This window comes from Pauljensenia sp. UMB10120 (assembly GCF_030212035.1).
GTDB classification, from domain to species: domain Bacteria; phylum Actinomycetota; class Actinomycetes; order Actinomycetales; family Actinomycetaceae; genus Pauljensenia; species Pauljensenia radingae_A.
Genome location: NZ_JASODH010000006.1, coordinates 57,600 through 71,356 on the forward strand (window position 1 = coordinate 57,600; position 13,757 = coordinate 71,356).

Genomic DNA, 13,757 nt, shown 5'->3' on the forward strand with positions numbered 1-13,757 from the left:
TAACGCGCGCAGTTTTTCGACTCGACGATCAGGAGACCCGCATGAAGCGATCACAGCCACGCTCAAGGTCCGCTGCCTTTTTCGACCTCGACAAGACAATCCTGGCCACGTCAACCTCCGTGGCGCTGCGCACTCCCCTGCGTGAGGCGGGCCTTCTGACCCGGCGCGGCGCACTGCTGGGTCTGCTCATCCAACTGCCCTACCTGATCAAGGGCGCTGACGAGCAGGCGACAGAGAAAATGCGCGAATCACTGGGTGAAATCGCTGCCGGATGGGACGGTGTCTACCTGGAGTCCACCGTGAAGGATGCGTTGAGCAGGTCAATTGACCCGGTGTGCTTCGTGGAGGCGCTGGAAGAAATCGCCCTTCATCGCGCGGCTGGCCGGCGCATTGTCATCGCCTCAGCCTCGATTGAAGAAATGGTGCGCCCGGTTGCTCACATGCTGGGTGCTGACGCGTCGATCGGTTCCTACGCGCAGCGCAATGAGGACGGAACGTTCACCGGCGTGATTTCGCGTTTCAACTACGCCGATGAGAAGGCGCGCGCCTGCATCGACATGGCACAGCGCAACGGGTGGGATCTGGGGGAGTGCTTCGCGTATTCAGATTCCATCACTGATGTGCCGTTACTGGAAGCAGTCGGGCACCCCGTCGTCATCAACCCTGACCGTCAGCTGCGTGAAATCGCTCAGGAACGCGACTGGCCGATTCGCAGTTTCACGCACACGGTTCAGGTCCGCACCTCGCCGGCTCGACTCATTGTGCCGGGCATGATTGCCGCTTGCTCTGCTGCAGGCGCGGCGTGGTCGTTTTACCGCGCGTATACCAGTTTGCGCGGCAAGTAGCCCGCCCTCGTTTCCTATTGCCGAGGGTGGCCTGCCTGGACACTGAGCGCAATATCCAGGGCATCGTCGACACCGGCGATCAGTGATGACAGGAAGAATGCGAGCACGTCGTGCGCGTAGGAGTGATCGGGCGCTGCCCAGCCGGACACAATGCGCGCAACGCGCTGAGGGTCTGTGGCGCTCAACTTGCTCACAGTCACGACCCCTGTCGGGTCCGTGCCGCGCACGGTCAGAATCCATCGCGCCACAGCCGCCCCCACGGAGCGTGAACCTGGTTCGAACAGTGGATGAGCTGCACAGTCGGCCCATACTGCGGCCGCACTCACCACAGCAGGCACATCACCAGTGACATACGACAAAACGTGAGCGAGACGCCGAGGCGAGGCAGGAACGGCAATTCGGGAACGTTCAACGTAGCCTGAGGTAGCAAGAAGTGACGTGATGTCGCGGTGCAGTCCGGCGACCAGGTTCGGCAAAGCGGGCTGCGATGCAGGCCTGGTGGTGGGCGTGCGGTTTAGGGGCGGCATGAGCGTCATGACGTGCCATTGGCTGCGCCAGATCCCCAGCGCGAACTGTTCACCTGTGGTCAGGGTGCCGGCTTCGTGTGGTCCCTCGCGCATCGTGAGGTCACGCAGGTCGCTGGTGCTGATCGGTGAGCCTTCCCAGCGAGAAAGATAGGCAGCTTCATAGATGTTGGTCAGGGCGCGTACTTCCTGCCACCGGCGGCGCAAACTATGATGGAAACGGACGCGCGTCAATGCGCTGTCACATTGTTCGCGCAGCGCGCAGATATCTGGGGTCTGCCACGCTTGAAGCAGGAGGCGCATGCGCACAATGTGATCGGATTCTTCCACGTGGTGAGCTTATCGGGTGAGGTGAACGTGAGCGAGACGAAAGTGGCACAGACTGGGGTCAGGTCGATCCCTCGGGCCACGCTGTCACAGCACCTGCGTTCAGCGGTTTTCTCAGCGGTTTTTTCACCTGTAGCGCTGATCATCATGGGATTTGCGGTCGCTGACACTCAGGCCGCCACCGCGCAGGGACAGCCATTGTCATCGTCCGAGGGCACCGTCGGTATCGTCATTACGACCCTGTTGCTGGCACTCGTGGCTGCCAACTCTGATGAGTCCTCAGCCGGCCTTGCCGTCACCACTGTCAGTGCGGTAATTGTCGGAGTGGGCCAGCTGACCGGCGCGTTGCGCGCTCCCCTGTGGATGGGAATCGCTATGAGCGAGGCGGACTCACTGACATCGATGCGGTGGAGTCTGTATCCAATATGCGTGGTCTTCATCTGCCTGGGGGCGACGGTGGCAACCATTGCCACGCGGCGGTGGACGGTTCACGCCACGCTGAGGGAACTGGAGCAGGCCAGTGCCGAGAGTTCTCAGGGAGGGTCCTCCCGCGTGCGTCCCTTCAACGGGCAATTCCACAATGCGCGCAACCGGACGTGGGTCGCGGTCTTTTCCTGTGTTGCCCTGATTCTCGGGTGCATCATGATGATGGTTGCCGCGCCCGAGGAATCACTGCGCGTAGCGTCACAGGGGTTGGAGGGGCTGATGGCAGAAAACACGTTCCGACCAGTTCCGGCGCTGACCTGCGCCTTGTGTTTCGGCCTGGTGGCGTGGATTTCGCAGTGGTCAACGTCCGGACCCATTGTGGCGTCCTCAGTTCTGGTGGTCATACCATTTTCGTTCCTCATCCCATTGTGGTCAAGCCTTACCGGCGCGGTGGTCACACCGCATTCCTCCGTCACGACGCAGATTTCTCTGGCTGCGCCGGTGCTGTCCGCGCTGGGGTTACTGCTTCCTGCGCTGGTCATGGGTCCGCTGCTGACGCGCCGCCATGTTCGCGCACAGGTGTTGCGGGCAACCGGGCACCGCCACGGTTTTGTGGATGAGATGTAACACGATCAGAATCGGCCGTTTCGGCACGCCCATCGCAAGATCGGGCAGTTCTCACGCTACATTAAAGGTCTAAGGAGGTAGCACCATGTCTGATCAGGAACTCCACGACCGCCGCCCGGAAGGTGAAGTGGGAGACGATGAACTCATCGTCGATGAGAGCCCGACTTTCGAGGGCGCAAGCGGATCAACGGCTGTGCCGATGGCACCGCGCCCCGAAGAAACTGACGAAATCGCTGAATCACCTGTCAGCGATGAGATTCTCACGGGCGAAGAAGTGACCTTGAGCAGGCATGAGGGCGACACGGAAAACATCATTGGAGCGCCTGACAGTGCTGCCGATGACACCTCGGCCGTCGATCCTGTGCCCTCCACGTCCGAACCACGCATCCCTTCCCCCGTCGATCCTGTTGACGACAAGGGTGACGCACCTGACCTGAATGAGGATGAACCTCGCGACCGCATCTCCCCGCCTGAGCGTGATGATTTGCCGGCACCAGCTCCGCGCGACGTCCTCGAGAATCGCCATGACCGCGATGAGGACGAAACAGCCACAGATGAAGATGAGCTGGAGCGCACCGCAGTGCACCGCCGTTCCCTCGTCTCTCCGCCGGAGGAAGCAGATCCGGCAGATGAGAACGAGGCAAACTGGCATCCTCGCGCTGAACCGGTTCCGGTGCACGTGGAAGGCACCCCGAGTTCCCTCGATGACGCCATCTTTGAAGGCACGACACTGTCGCCCGAGATTCCGTCTCGCGCTGGATCGCACTGGTGGAGCTTCTTCGCATTCTTGATCTTCCTGCCCATCGCATGGTTCCTCGCAGCTGATGCCGGGGCGCGCATGACACTTGCTGACGGGTCTGCGTTCTCGACGGGGGCAGTGAACCTGGCAGCTATTGCCGAACTGGTGGGCGCTCTGGTGATTGTTGTCCTGCTGGGGGTGACGGTTGCGCGCTCCTCGCTGGGTGGCTTCGTCATGGGTATCCTCACCTTCCTGTCCGGACTTGTTCCGATCGTCATTCCGGGGATTTTCTCGCAGCTCATTCAGCCTGCTGTTCAGTGGCTGAACTCGTGGAACGCATTCGGCATGAATCTTGCTCACCACTTCCAGGCCTCCGCATTTTCCGGACGCTTCGCACTCCTGGGCCTGATCGTGCTGGTAGGCGCGTGGGTCTCTCACTGGGTACGTCGCCGTGGCCGCTCGGAGGAAGCTCTGCGCGCTGAGGTGGAAAAGATCAATCCTGAAGGTGCCTTCTTCTCATGGCGAGCCCGCCGCCGCGCGGCCAAGGCTCGCGATGAGGGCCGCTGAATCACATGGATGCAGATCTTTCTCTTCGGGAGGTTCTGGAAGAGCCCGGTCCGTGGCAGCATCGCCACGTCAACGCTGGCGGCGCGACCTTCCACGTTGTCGATGCCGGCCCGTTGGAATGTGACCACGCCGTTGTTCTGCTGCACGAATTTCCTTTGTTCTGGCGTTCCTGGCGGCATGTTATTCCCTCCCTGGCTGAGCAGGGGCATCGTGTGATCGCAGTTGATCAGCGCGGTTTCGGCGCCTCCGACCTGCAGGCCGACAAGGTGGATCTGCTGCAACTGTCCCATGACGTCACCGCCATCATGTCAGCAATGGGTATTTCCCACTTCACAGTGGTCGGCGCAGGCATGGGCGGTGCTGTTGCATGGATGCTGGGAGCTACCAATCCGGTTGCGTTGCGCGCGGTGATGACGCTGGCGGCGCCGCACCCACTGGAACGTACCCTGTGGCCCACACTGCTTCCTCTGTGGCGCGGGCGTCTGCTCGCCCTGCGCATGGATATTCCCTGGCGGCGCGTCACCTTGCTCAAATCCGGCAAACTCATCGATTCAATGATCCGTTCGTGGGCGGCGCCCTCACATCGCGAACAGATGCTGGCCGACGCACAACCCTATCGACGCGCAATGGCTCGCGCGTTCGCCGCCTCCGCGACCACTGACTCATTTTCCAGCACGCGATTCCTGTCCATCGCCTCGCGCAAGGCGCTGGCCGACCCCGTGCAGGTTCCGACTCTGAGCGTGCACTGCGCAGAAGATTCATCACTGTCGGCTACAGATTTTGCGCGCGATTCACACCATGTGACCTATCCGCTGCACACCACAATGCTGCCCGCAGTGGGGCACTTCGCCCCCGAAGAAGCACCCGAGCGTGTCACGACCCTGATCAGCGATTTCCTGGCTTCACTGCCCACCACCTGACCAGGGCACTACACCGACTTTCGGGCAGCGATCCACCACCGGACACTCATCGCATCGGGGCCCCTGGGCAGTGCACACTGAGCGACCATGTGCGATCAGAACATGTGACAGTTTCGTCCAGTTCACGCCTGCCAGCAGTGTTGTCACGTCCTTTTCGACGCGCGTCACGCTGGTCGCTCTCGTCCATCCCAAACGGCGAGACAGGCGGCCGACATGTGTATCAACTGTCAGTGCGCGCGCTCCGAAACACACTCCCATCACGACGTTGGCCGTCTTATGCCCGACCCCGGGGAGTTTTTCCAACTCCTTGTTGGACTGCGGAACCTCACCACCGAATTCAGTGCACAGTGCCTGAGCGGTCGCAATGATCTGCCCGGATCGTCGGTGCTGGAAACCCAACGGCCGCACGATCTGCTCGACCGTATCGCGCCGCGCCTGAGCAAGGTCCAGAGCTGTTGGAAATTCCCCGAAGAGCGCCGGCGTGATGCGGTTGACCCGCTCATCGGTTGTCTGCGCCGACAGCATTGTCGCAATGAGCAGCTGGAACGGCGTCGAACAATCTAATGTGCATGTGGCGTCCGGATAGGCGTTCATCAGCTGACGCGCAAGTGCCTCGGCAGCTTCAGAACCCGCATTGACAAGCCCAGATGTGTCGTGTTCTGTTGGAATCGTCACGTATGAATAATAATATTGACTGTTGTTGCCATACACTCCGGCCAAAACGCCGTGGTGATTGTCACGATTACGACACAATGGAAGATGAAACGCTGCGAGCAGCCTCGCGCGATTCGACATAGACGACAGGAACGGAGTTTGGTCTCACATGTTTGTTGATGACATTATCAATCAGGTTCCCCTCTTCGACGGGCTCGACGAGGCGCAGAAGAACTTCTTGCAGTCCAAGATGGGACGCACCGCATTGCGTCGCGGCGAAACTCTCTTTGACGAGGGCGACCTTGGCGATCGCCTCTACATCATCACCGAAGGCAAGATCAAGCTGGGTCACACCAGCAACGACGGGCGCGAATCACTGCTCGCCGTGCTCGGACCGGGCGAAATTATCGGTGAACTGACGCTCTTCGATCCAGGCCCGCGCTCCACGGACGCTACCGCAGTGTCCCCGGCGACCCTGCTCTACCTTGAGCACGAAGACCTCATGGAAATCCTTGACACGAACCCGACGCTGGCCAAGCACATGCTCAAGGCACTTGCCCAGCGTCTGCGCCGCACGAACGAGTCCATGTCTGACCTGGTCTTCTCAGATGTTCCAGGCCGTGTCGCCAAGGCGCTGCTTGACCTGGCCGACCGTTTCGGCGCGCCCACCGACGAAGGCGTTCACGTGCCTCATGACCTGACTCAGGAAGAGCTTGCTCAGCTGGTTGGCGCGTCGCGCGAAACCGTCAACAAGTCACTGGCTGACTTCGTCTCCCGCGGCTGGATCCGCCTTGAGGGTCGCGCAGTGACGCTGCTGGATGTTGACCGTCTGGCTCGTCGCGCACGCTGAAGACGTCAAAAAAGTGGGGCGGTCGCTGACCGCCCCATTTTTTTATGCCTGTTTTTCTATCGGCCGCTTCAGGTAGGCGACCAGATTATCGGAACCCGTCGGCCCGGGGATGACGGTGACAAGTTCCCACCCGTCAGCACCCCATTGATCCAGGATTGCTTTTGTGGCATGTGTAAGCAACGGAATCGTTGCGTATTCCCATGTGGTCATGTCACTAGCCTAACTGTTTGATACCGATGCTTCCTAGCGGCGCACGTGGGCCAGAACTTTCGGGATCCGCGGTGTACGTAGTTCACACGCCAACGCGTCCTGAGATTCGTTGAGCCACTGCCACCAATCCTCCACGTCGTCGTAGTGACGCAGCATGGCTCGCCGTTCACGTTCAGTCAGTCCACCCCACACGCCGAAGTTAGCTTCCGACTGCAACGCATCTGCCAGACATTCCAGGCGCACTTCGCATGCCATGCATTTGACTCGTACCTGGCGTTGGGAAGCTCCCTGCACAAACAGTGCGTCCGGTTCTTCCGTCGCACACAGCGCGCGGGCGGCCCATGTCTGATCCTGATCGATACTGCTCATTCCTTGTTCTCCAGTCCATGATCATCCTTGACCATCACTACTGTGACCATACACACATCTGACTCATTCAAGCAACACGAGATCATCAATAGTGTGAAATATACTCCTCACAGGATGCATAACAGGCGCCCGCGGCCTCCCTCGTCAATCATCGACGAGGATGACGCCAGCAGCCTCAATTTGACGAATTCCTCATACCTCAGGCACTTCCCCTCCCCTAATGCACGTGGACACACGTATCCTTAACCTATGTCGAAGCCACAGACTCGAACTCGTTCAGTCACGCCAGTCCAGCTGGTGGCGCTCCTGCTCGCCTTCATCTGCATCTCTGCACTGCTGGGCGTCCTGGGTGCCGGTATCGCGGTGCCTGCCGTGGGATCACTGGGGGTGGCCGCCAAAGCCTCACCATCGATTCTCGAGGGGCTGCCCGAAGATATCGAGATCGTTGCACCGGCTGAAGAGTCGACGATGCTCGACGCCAACAATCAGACGATCGCCAAGTTCTACGACAAGCGCCGTATCGTCGTGCCGTCCGACAAGATTTCCGAAGAGATGAAGCAGGCGATTGTCGCTATTGAGGACAAGCGATTCTTCACCCATCACGGCGTGGACCCGGACGGCATTATGCGCGCCGTTGTGCGTAACTTCTCCGACGATGACGGCATGCAGGGTGCATCGACCATCACGCAGCAGTACGTGCGTAACTCGCTGGTGGAGAAAGGCCTTCTGGAAGGCGACCCTGAACAGATTCACGATGCGACGGTGAGTACACCTGAGCGCAAGCTGCGTGAAATGAAGTACGCGATGAGTCTGGAGCGCCAGATGTCCAAGGATGACATCCTGACCGGCTACCTGAATATCGCACCATTCGGCCCCACCACCTATGGCGTTGAAGCCGCTGCTGACCTGTACTTTTCCTCCCACGCATCCGAGTTGACCATGCCGCAGTCGGCGTTGCTGGCGGGCCTGGTGCAGTCCCCGGTCTCCTACAATCCGCTGATTCACCCCGATGCCGCTCAGGAACGACGTGACATCGTCCTTTCCGTCATGCTCGATCAGGGCATCATTACTCAGCAGGAACACGACGAGGCGGTGGCCACACCTGTTCCCGACATGCTCAACCCGAACGAGCGCCCCCAGGGCTGTGCCGGCGCGGCGACGGGTATGGAGTACTTCTGCGAGTTCGCCAAGCAGCAGTTCCTCGACGATGCAATATTCGGTGAGACCCGCATCGAACGTGAACGCCTGCTGAAGACCGGCGGTATCACGATTCGCACCACGATTGACGCGAATAAGCAGAAAGCTGCGCTGGACGTTGTCAACGGAGCATTGCCACCGGGTAACGGAGTCGACGCCGCGATCGCGTCGGTGGAGCCGTCCAACGGCCACATCGTCGCGATGGCTCAAAATACGCACTTCGGCGCACCCAACGAATCTGATCCAGCAATGACGCAGGTGAACTATTCGGCGGACTCAAACTTTGACGTCGGATCAACCTTCAAGGTATTCACTCTGATTCAGTGGTTCAAGGAAGGTCACGGCGCTTATGAAAGTGTTGGCCGGGGTAACCGCACTTACACGCCGGGTGATTTCCATTGCAACGGCGCCGCGATCGGTGGCTTCGAGCCGTGGACGGTGGGCGACCTGCCCGGCAAGGACGGCTCCCACACGGTCTTGCGCGCCACAGAGATGTCTGTCAACCAGGCATTTGTTAACATGGCGAGCCGCCTCGATTTGTGTGAGATTTTCCAGCGCGCAGCTGACCTGGGCATTAAGGACCCCAATACGGGTGAAGCGCCGGCCGCCCTCCCGTCCAACATCATTGGTTCGACCGGCGCATCGCCACTCGCGATGGCTTCGGCGTACGGCACGCTGGCCAACGGTGGCTCGCAGTGCCCACCGACGGCGCTCCTGTCCGTTTCTGACCGCTCAGAGAATGTCCTGAAGGAATTCAAGCCGTCGTGTCATCAGGTCTTGGATCAGGAAGTGGCTGATAAGGTTGCGACGCTTCTGGGCAAGTCAGCTGCTGAATGGTACGGCCCGCAGGAAGGTATTTACCTGGAGGGTGGCCGCCCGTTTGCCGCAAAGACCGGTACGACTGACTCGAACTCGAACACATGGACCGTTGGCTTCACACCGCAGCTCGCCACCGCCGCGTGGATGGGTCATGCGAACGCATCATCCCAGCAGGTCTCCGATGTGACGGTGGCCGGACGCTACTACTCGGTTCCTTATGGTTCCACGGTTGGCCTACACCTGTGGATGCCGTACATGAACCTTGCTCTTCAGGGTGCGGAAGTCCAGCCCCTGCCGAACGCCAACCTGAATGGCACACGTCAGGTTCAGAACAATGCCAACTCGAACAACCAGAACCAGAATCGCGACGGGAACGCAGGTAACAACGCGAACTCCTCGTCCACTAGTTTGTCCACCGACGGCCAGGTTGACCTCAGTAATATTGATCTTGACAGTTTGAATCTGAAGCCCGGCGAAAGCATCGAGCTTCCTGACGGCACGATTATTGAGCGAGAGAGATAACGATGAGTGAGTTCAACGCGCGCCAGTCGTTGGCTGCGACGGATCCTCGCATCTTGCTCAATGCGTCCCGTCAGCCATCGGTTCTGCCACCCCGCCTGATCGCAGCGGGCCGCGCGTTGGGCCTGGCCACTGCGACGGTCGCGGGCCTGGGGGTCGCTTCGCTTGCCTGGGGTCAGTGCGAGCGACGATGCCCGACGGTGCGGCACTTCTCGATTCCAGTGCCTGCACTGCGCCAGGGCGAAGAGCTGCGCATCCTGCACATCTCCGACCTCCACCTGTATTCCGGTCAGGACTTCCTCGTCGATTTTCTTGACCACGTGGCCCGAACCGAGGATTTCGACATGGTGATGTCGACGGGCGACAACTTCGGCAATGCGACGGGAGCTTCGCTTCTGCGTGAGGCCTACCGGCCGCTGTTGGCTTACCCCGGAGTGTTCGTGCTGGGTTCCAATGACTATTACACGTCGTCGACTTTCCGCCCCTGGACGCACTATCTGCGCCGCGATGCGCACGCCGTTCACGACACGTCCCGCCTGGCGCGTCTGCCGTGGCGCGATTTCGTTCAGGAATTGACGAGGGCGTCCTGGGTTGACCTGTCGAATCGGTACGATCAGCTGACGGTGCGCATGGCGCACGGCGACCGGTCGGTGGCGGTCAATCTGGCAGGTGTTGACGATCCTCACCTTGAACGCGACCGCATGCCGAAGCTGCCGGAAAGATGGGATGATTCGGACACCATCCGCATCGGTGTCACTCACGCACCGTATCGCAGGGTCCTCGATGCGTTCGTTGATCGAGGTGTGGATCTGATCTGCGCGGGACATACTCACGGCGGTCAGATTGGCCTTCCAGGGTGGGGGGCGCTGGTGACGAACTGTGACCTGCCGCAGCGTTACGCCAAGGGTGTGCACACGTGGAGGCATGAGGGCGCGTCTGCTCCCCTGCATGTCAGTGCCGGACTGGGCACCTCACCGTGGGCGCCGGTTCGTATCGCCACGCGCCCCGAGGTGTCCATCCTCCACCTGACCGGCCCGGAAGATGTGACCGAAACTTCAGAGGGATGAGCCACTTAATTTTGTGCACTCTGCTCCCTCGTCGCTATACTTGAACGGTCGCACGGGGTGTGGCGCAGCTTGGTAGCGCGCTTCGTTCGGGACGAAGAGGTCGTGGGTTCAAATCCCGCCACCCCGACCATGTGATGTGTCGGGACATCGTTGACAGTTTGTTGGCGATGTCCCGATCTGTCTGTATACGGCCGCCTTTCAGTACACTGCCGGCGTTTCCACATCTTGCTGGCCTTTCTGCATCTCACCGCCTTTTTGGGGTTAATGCCCGAAATGTGTGTATGGGGTGGGCGTGTCGCGGGGTGTTTAGTGTCCGGCCCAGCCTTTTTGGGTGTGTCATGACCGCAGATCCTTCGGACGGGGATGCCACTGCTGTCCTGCCGCGCGCACCAACACGTGCACATACCCCTAGTTCCAGCCCCGCCTCGTGCACATACCCCTAGATTTAAGCCCTCCGCGTGCACATACCCCTAAAAAGTCTTGTAAAAATGCACAATCCCCTAGATTTAACGCGTGAGGCTCGAGGCCGCCGGAAGCTACTGACGGCTGACCTGCGGAAATAGGTTTTGTCCTTTTGGGGTGCCGACTTTAGCTAGGGGTATGTGCAATATTCGCGTCAAATCTAGGGGAATGTGCATCAAAACAGGGAAGATCTAGGGGTATGTGCAACGCAGGTAGCCAGCACGTATTTCAATCAAGTCGGCGCTTTGTTCCACGACGAGGCATCGACGAAACAGAGGAGGAAGCCTCTGGCACGTGGAGGTGAGTGAGCACCGCGGCGTGGCACAATGGAGCTTTCAGAACTTCTGTTCACTGATCGGAGTGTTATGGACGGCATCACCCAGTATCTTGACTATGTTTTTGATCAGGTTGCCGACAGGGACGCCCCTCAGGTCCAGGCTACGCGCACACAGATCCACGATCAGATGAGCGAACGGGTACAGGCACTGGTTGACTCCGGCGTTGACGAGGATTCGGCACTGTCAACTGTGATCAGCCAGTTCGGCACGCCAGATGAGCTCGCAGCCTCATTCGGGCTTGAAGCGCTGTCACCCTCGACACCGAAACGCGACGTGGTTCCCGAAGAATTCACCGTGGTGGATCTGCAGTGTGCCCAGCGTGTGCTGGACTATCGCCGCGAACGAGGCCAGCGCATTGCCCTGGCGTCAGCTCTGTGTGTCATCGCATTCATCCCGATCATCGTGCTTGAACTGCTCGCAGGCCAGGACGGTGCCGTGACCGTGACACTCGCGTTGAGCATCGGCGGTGCGGCTGTGATTGTGTTCTTCGCCGTTGCGGCATACCTGTTCATTGCGGATCCGCATCGCCGTGAGTTCTCAGAGTGGAAACGGACCCGCTGGATCGCTGATGCCGAGGCTCGTGCGCATGTTCGTGAGCAGCGCGACCGCTTCACCCCTACTTTCAGCACGATGACAGTCAGTGGAGCAACGGGGTGTGTCATCGCCACAGTCCTCATCGTATTGACAGGGTTCATTGACCCCGCCCGACTGCCCTACGCTCTGCCGATCTGTTTTGGCGTGGCAGGTGTGATCCTGACGGTTTCCATCTACGTTCTGGTGCGGGCGCAGTCATTCAGGAATGCGCTCAACCTGATCGTCCCGGATGAATCCTAGATGGCAGATTGCGTATAAGGCTTGTAGTCCCACCGGACGTCGATCACGTCCGCAAACCTTTCAATCATCGCCCAAATCGCGTCGGTGCACATTTCGACCGAATCGATCGCATCCTGACCACCTGAACAGATCGCGATCTGAACAGGCTCGTCAGCGCTTCCTGCACCGAAACGCAGCATGGAGGCTCCGCCTCCGTAGGCACCGAACCCCTCGGGCACGCCCTGAGCGGGAGTTTTGTGCGCGAATCCCTCTCTCAATGCGCGCCGCAGGTCGGCGCACACCGTCTCATCACCGTCCGTGACGGTAATGCAGACAAGCATGTTGAGCAGCTGGTTTTCATTTTCCCGGCCATAACCCCAGTCATAGTCGGGTGTCCACGGTTGAGCTGTCATGACGTGTCCTTTCCGGATGGGGTCGCCCTCGTCGATGCTTGTTTAGTCTACGTCGCCAAGGCTGCGGCGGCGGAAGAAAGCGGCGAGGATTCCGCCGGACAGATTGTGCCATACGGAGAAGACGGCTGCCGGCAAAGCGGATTCGGGAGTGAAGAACTGGGAAGCGAGGCCTGCGGCCAGACCGGAATTTTGCATGCCCACCTCGATGCAGGTGGTGCGGGCAACACGCTCTCCGCCTCCGGTGGCCCGCCCTGCGAAGTATCCCAGCAGGTGTCCGAGGACGTTATGCAGCATCACGACGAGGAGGACGAACAGGCCAGCATGCACAATGCGATCAGCTGACTTACCGACAACAGCGATCAGCACGTATGAGATACCGAGGACAGACACCCACGGCAGGAACGGCAGCACTTTCTGCACGGCGCTTTCTGCCAGGCGTCGAATAATCAGGCCGGCCAGAATCGGCACAAGGACGATCTGCACAATCGTCTTCGCCATCGACCACGCGTCAACAGGCAGGTATTGGCCGGCCAGCCACTGCGTGAGCAGCGGAGTCATGATCGGCGCAAGCAGAGTCGACACGGATGTCATGGCGACGGACAATGCAACATCACCTTTGGCCAGATAGGAAATCACGTTCGACGCAGTGCCGCCCGGCGCGCATCCCACCAGGATGACGCCCACGGCAAGTTCGGGCGGAAGGCTGAATACCTTCGTCAAGACGACGGCCAGTGTGGGCATAATGACGAACTGTGCAATCACACCGACGATGATGGGGAGCGGACGCTTGACGACCAGGACAAAATCGGATGCCGTCAGCGTCAGGCCCATGCCGAACATGATGACGGCGAGCGCAATGTTGACGCCTCCTGCCAGGCGCGCCGCTGGCCCGGGAATCAGCAGTCCCACGATGAAGGCGATAATGATGATGAGCGGGAAAACGGTCGCTGCGCGGCGAGCCGAGCGGTCCTCCGGATTCAGACGTGCCGATGAGTGATCCTGCTGGGAGTCGAGCACGTTGGTAGTGCTCTCATTATTGTGTTCATGGGACATAGATGTACAGTGCTCCAC

At 59.9% G+C, this 13,757-nt stretch carries 14 protein-coding genes and 1 tRNA gene; 9 read left to right on the plus strand and 6 right to left on the minus strand.

Features of this window, described 5'->3' with window-relative positions; translation table 11 throughout:
- The first annotated feature begins 41 nt into the window (after positions 1–41).
- A complete protein-coding gene (locus QP093_RS07005; protein WP_285015902.1) occupies positions 42–845 on the plus strand; it encodes an HAD family hydrolase in 804 nt (267 codons plus the stop codon).
- A 14-nt stretch (positions 846–859) separates the two neighbouring features.
- On the opposite strand, the gene QP093_RS07010 is transcribed toward QP093_RS07005, so the two are convergent.
- Positions 860–1,699 (minus strand): hypothetical protein, encoded by an 840-nt coding sequence (locus QP093_RS07010; protein ID WP_285015903.1) that lies wholly within the window; start codon positions 1,697–1,699, stop codon positions 860–862.
- 27 nt (positions 1,700–1,726) lie between these two features.
- Here QP093_RS07010 and QP093_RS07015 point away from each other — a divergent pair, with 27 nt between their 5' ends.
- From QP093_RS07015 to QP093_RS07025, 3 genes are all read left to right on the plus strand, one after another.
- Positions 1,727–2,749, plus strand: coding sequence for a hypothetical protein (locus QP093_RS07015; RefSeq protein ID WP_285015904.1), 1,023 nt, complete (start codon positions 1,727–1,729; stop codon positions 2,747–2,749).
- 85 nt (positions 2,750–2,834) lie between these two features.
- The gene (locus tag QP093_RS07020; protein ID WP_285015905.1) at positions 2,835–4,055 is read left to right on the plus strand and encodes an MFS transporter; all 1,221 of its coding nucleotides are present in this window, start codon (positions 2,835–2,837) and stop codon (positions 4,053–4,055) included.
- Between the two features lie 5 nt (positions 4,056–4,060).
- Positions 4,061–4,975, plus strand: a complete 915-nt coding sequence (locus QP093_RS07025; protein ID WP_058237479.1) for an alpha/beta fold hydrolase — start codon at positions 4,061–4,063, stop codon at positions 4,973–4,975.
- Here QP093_RS07025 and nth read toward each other — a convergent pair.
- Positions 4,958–5,650 (minus strand): endonuclease III, encoded by a 693-nt coding sequence (gene nth / locus QP093_RS07030; RefSeq protein WP_058237480.1) that lies wholly within the window; start codon positions 5,648–5,650, stop codon positions 4,958–4,960. The genes QP093_RS07025 and nth overlap by 18 nt on opposite strands.
- 148 nt (positions 5,651–5,798) lie before the next feature.
- Here nth and QP093_RS07035 point away from each other — a divergent pair, with 148 nt between their 5' ends.
- Positions 5,799–6,479 (plus strand): Crp/Fnr family transcriptional regulator, encoded by a 681-nt coding sequence (locus tag QP093_RS07035; protein ID WP_058237481.1) that lies wholly within the window; start codon positions 5,799–5,801, stop codon positions 6,477–6,479.
- Between the two features lie 42 nt (positions 6,480–6,521).
- Here the strand turns inward: QP093_RS07035 and sp36 are convergent, their stop codons facing one another.
- Both sp36 and QP093_RS07045 read right to left on the minus strand, forming a co-directional pair.
- Positions 6,522–6,689, minus strand: coding sequence for a Sp36 family protein (sp36, locus tag QP093_RS07040; protein WP_074026219.1), 168 nt, complete (start codon positions 6,687–6,689; stop codon positions 6,522–6,524).
- A 33-nt stretch (positions 6,690–6,722) separates the two neighbouring features.
- On the minus strand, positions 6,723–7,058 hold the full coding sequence (locus QP093_RS07045; protein ID WP_058237482.1) for a WhiB family transcriptional regulator: 336 nt from the start codon (positions 7,056–7,058) through the stop codon (positions 6,723–6,725).
- A 249-nt stretch (positions 7,059–7,307) separates the two neighbouring features.
- On the opposite strand from QP093_RS07045, the gene QP093_RS07050 reads away from it, so the two are divergent.
- The 4 genes from QP093_RS07050 to QP093_RS07065 all read left to right on the plus strand — a co-directional run bounded on the left by QP093_RS07050 (position 7,308) and on the right by QP093_RS07065 (position 12,294).
- On the plus strand, positions 7,308–9,596 hold the full coding sequence (locus QP093_RS07050; RefSeq protein WP_285015906.1) for a transglycosylase domain-containing protein: 2,289 nt from the start codon (positions 7,308–7,310) through the stop codon (positions 9,594–9,596).
- A 2-nt stretch (positions 9,597–9,598) separates the two neighbouring features.
- Positions 9,599–10,660, plus strand: a complete 1,062-nt coding sequence (locus QP093_RS07055) for a metallophosphoesterase (RefSeq protein WP_285015907.1) — start codon at positions 9,599–9,601, stop codon at positions 10,658–10,660.
- Between the two features lie 53 nt (positions 10,661–10,713).
- Positions 10,714–10,790: transfer RNA gene (locus QP093_RS07060), tRNA-Pro, on the plus strand.
- A 697-nt stretch (positions 10,791–11,487) separates the two neighbouring features.
- Positions 11,488–12,294: a hypothetical protein gene (locus QP093_RS07065; protein WP_285015908.1), complete on the plus strand. Its 807-nt coding sequence runs from the start codon at positions 11,488–11,490 to the stop codon at positions 12,292–12,294.
- On the opposite strand, the gene QP093_RS07070 is transcribed toward QP093_RS07065, so the two are convergent.
- Positions 12,291–12,686 (minus strand): hypothetical protein, encoded by a 396-nt coding sequence (locus tag QP093_RS07070; protein ID WP_285015909.1) that lies wholly within the window; start codon positions 12,684–12,686, stop codon positions 12,291–12,293. The two genes, QP093_RS07065 and QP093_RS07070, sit on opposite strands and share 4 nt — an antisense overlap.
- 42 nt (positions 12,687–12,728) lie before the next feature.
- Positions 12,729–13,739, minus strand: coding sequence for a bile acid:sodium symporter family protein (locus tag QP093_RS07075; RefSeq protein ID WP_285015910.1), 1,011 nt, complete (start codon positions 13,737–13,739; stop codon positions 12,729–12,731).
- Positions 13,740–13,757 lie beyond the last annotated feature (18 nt).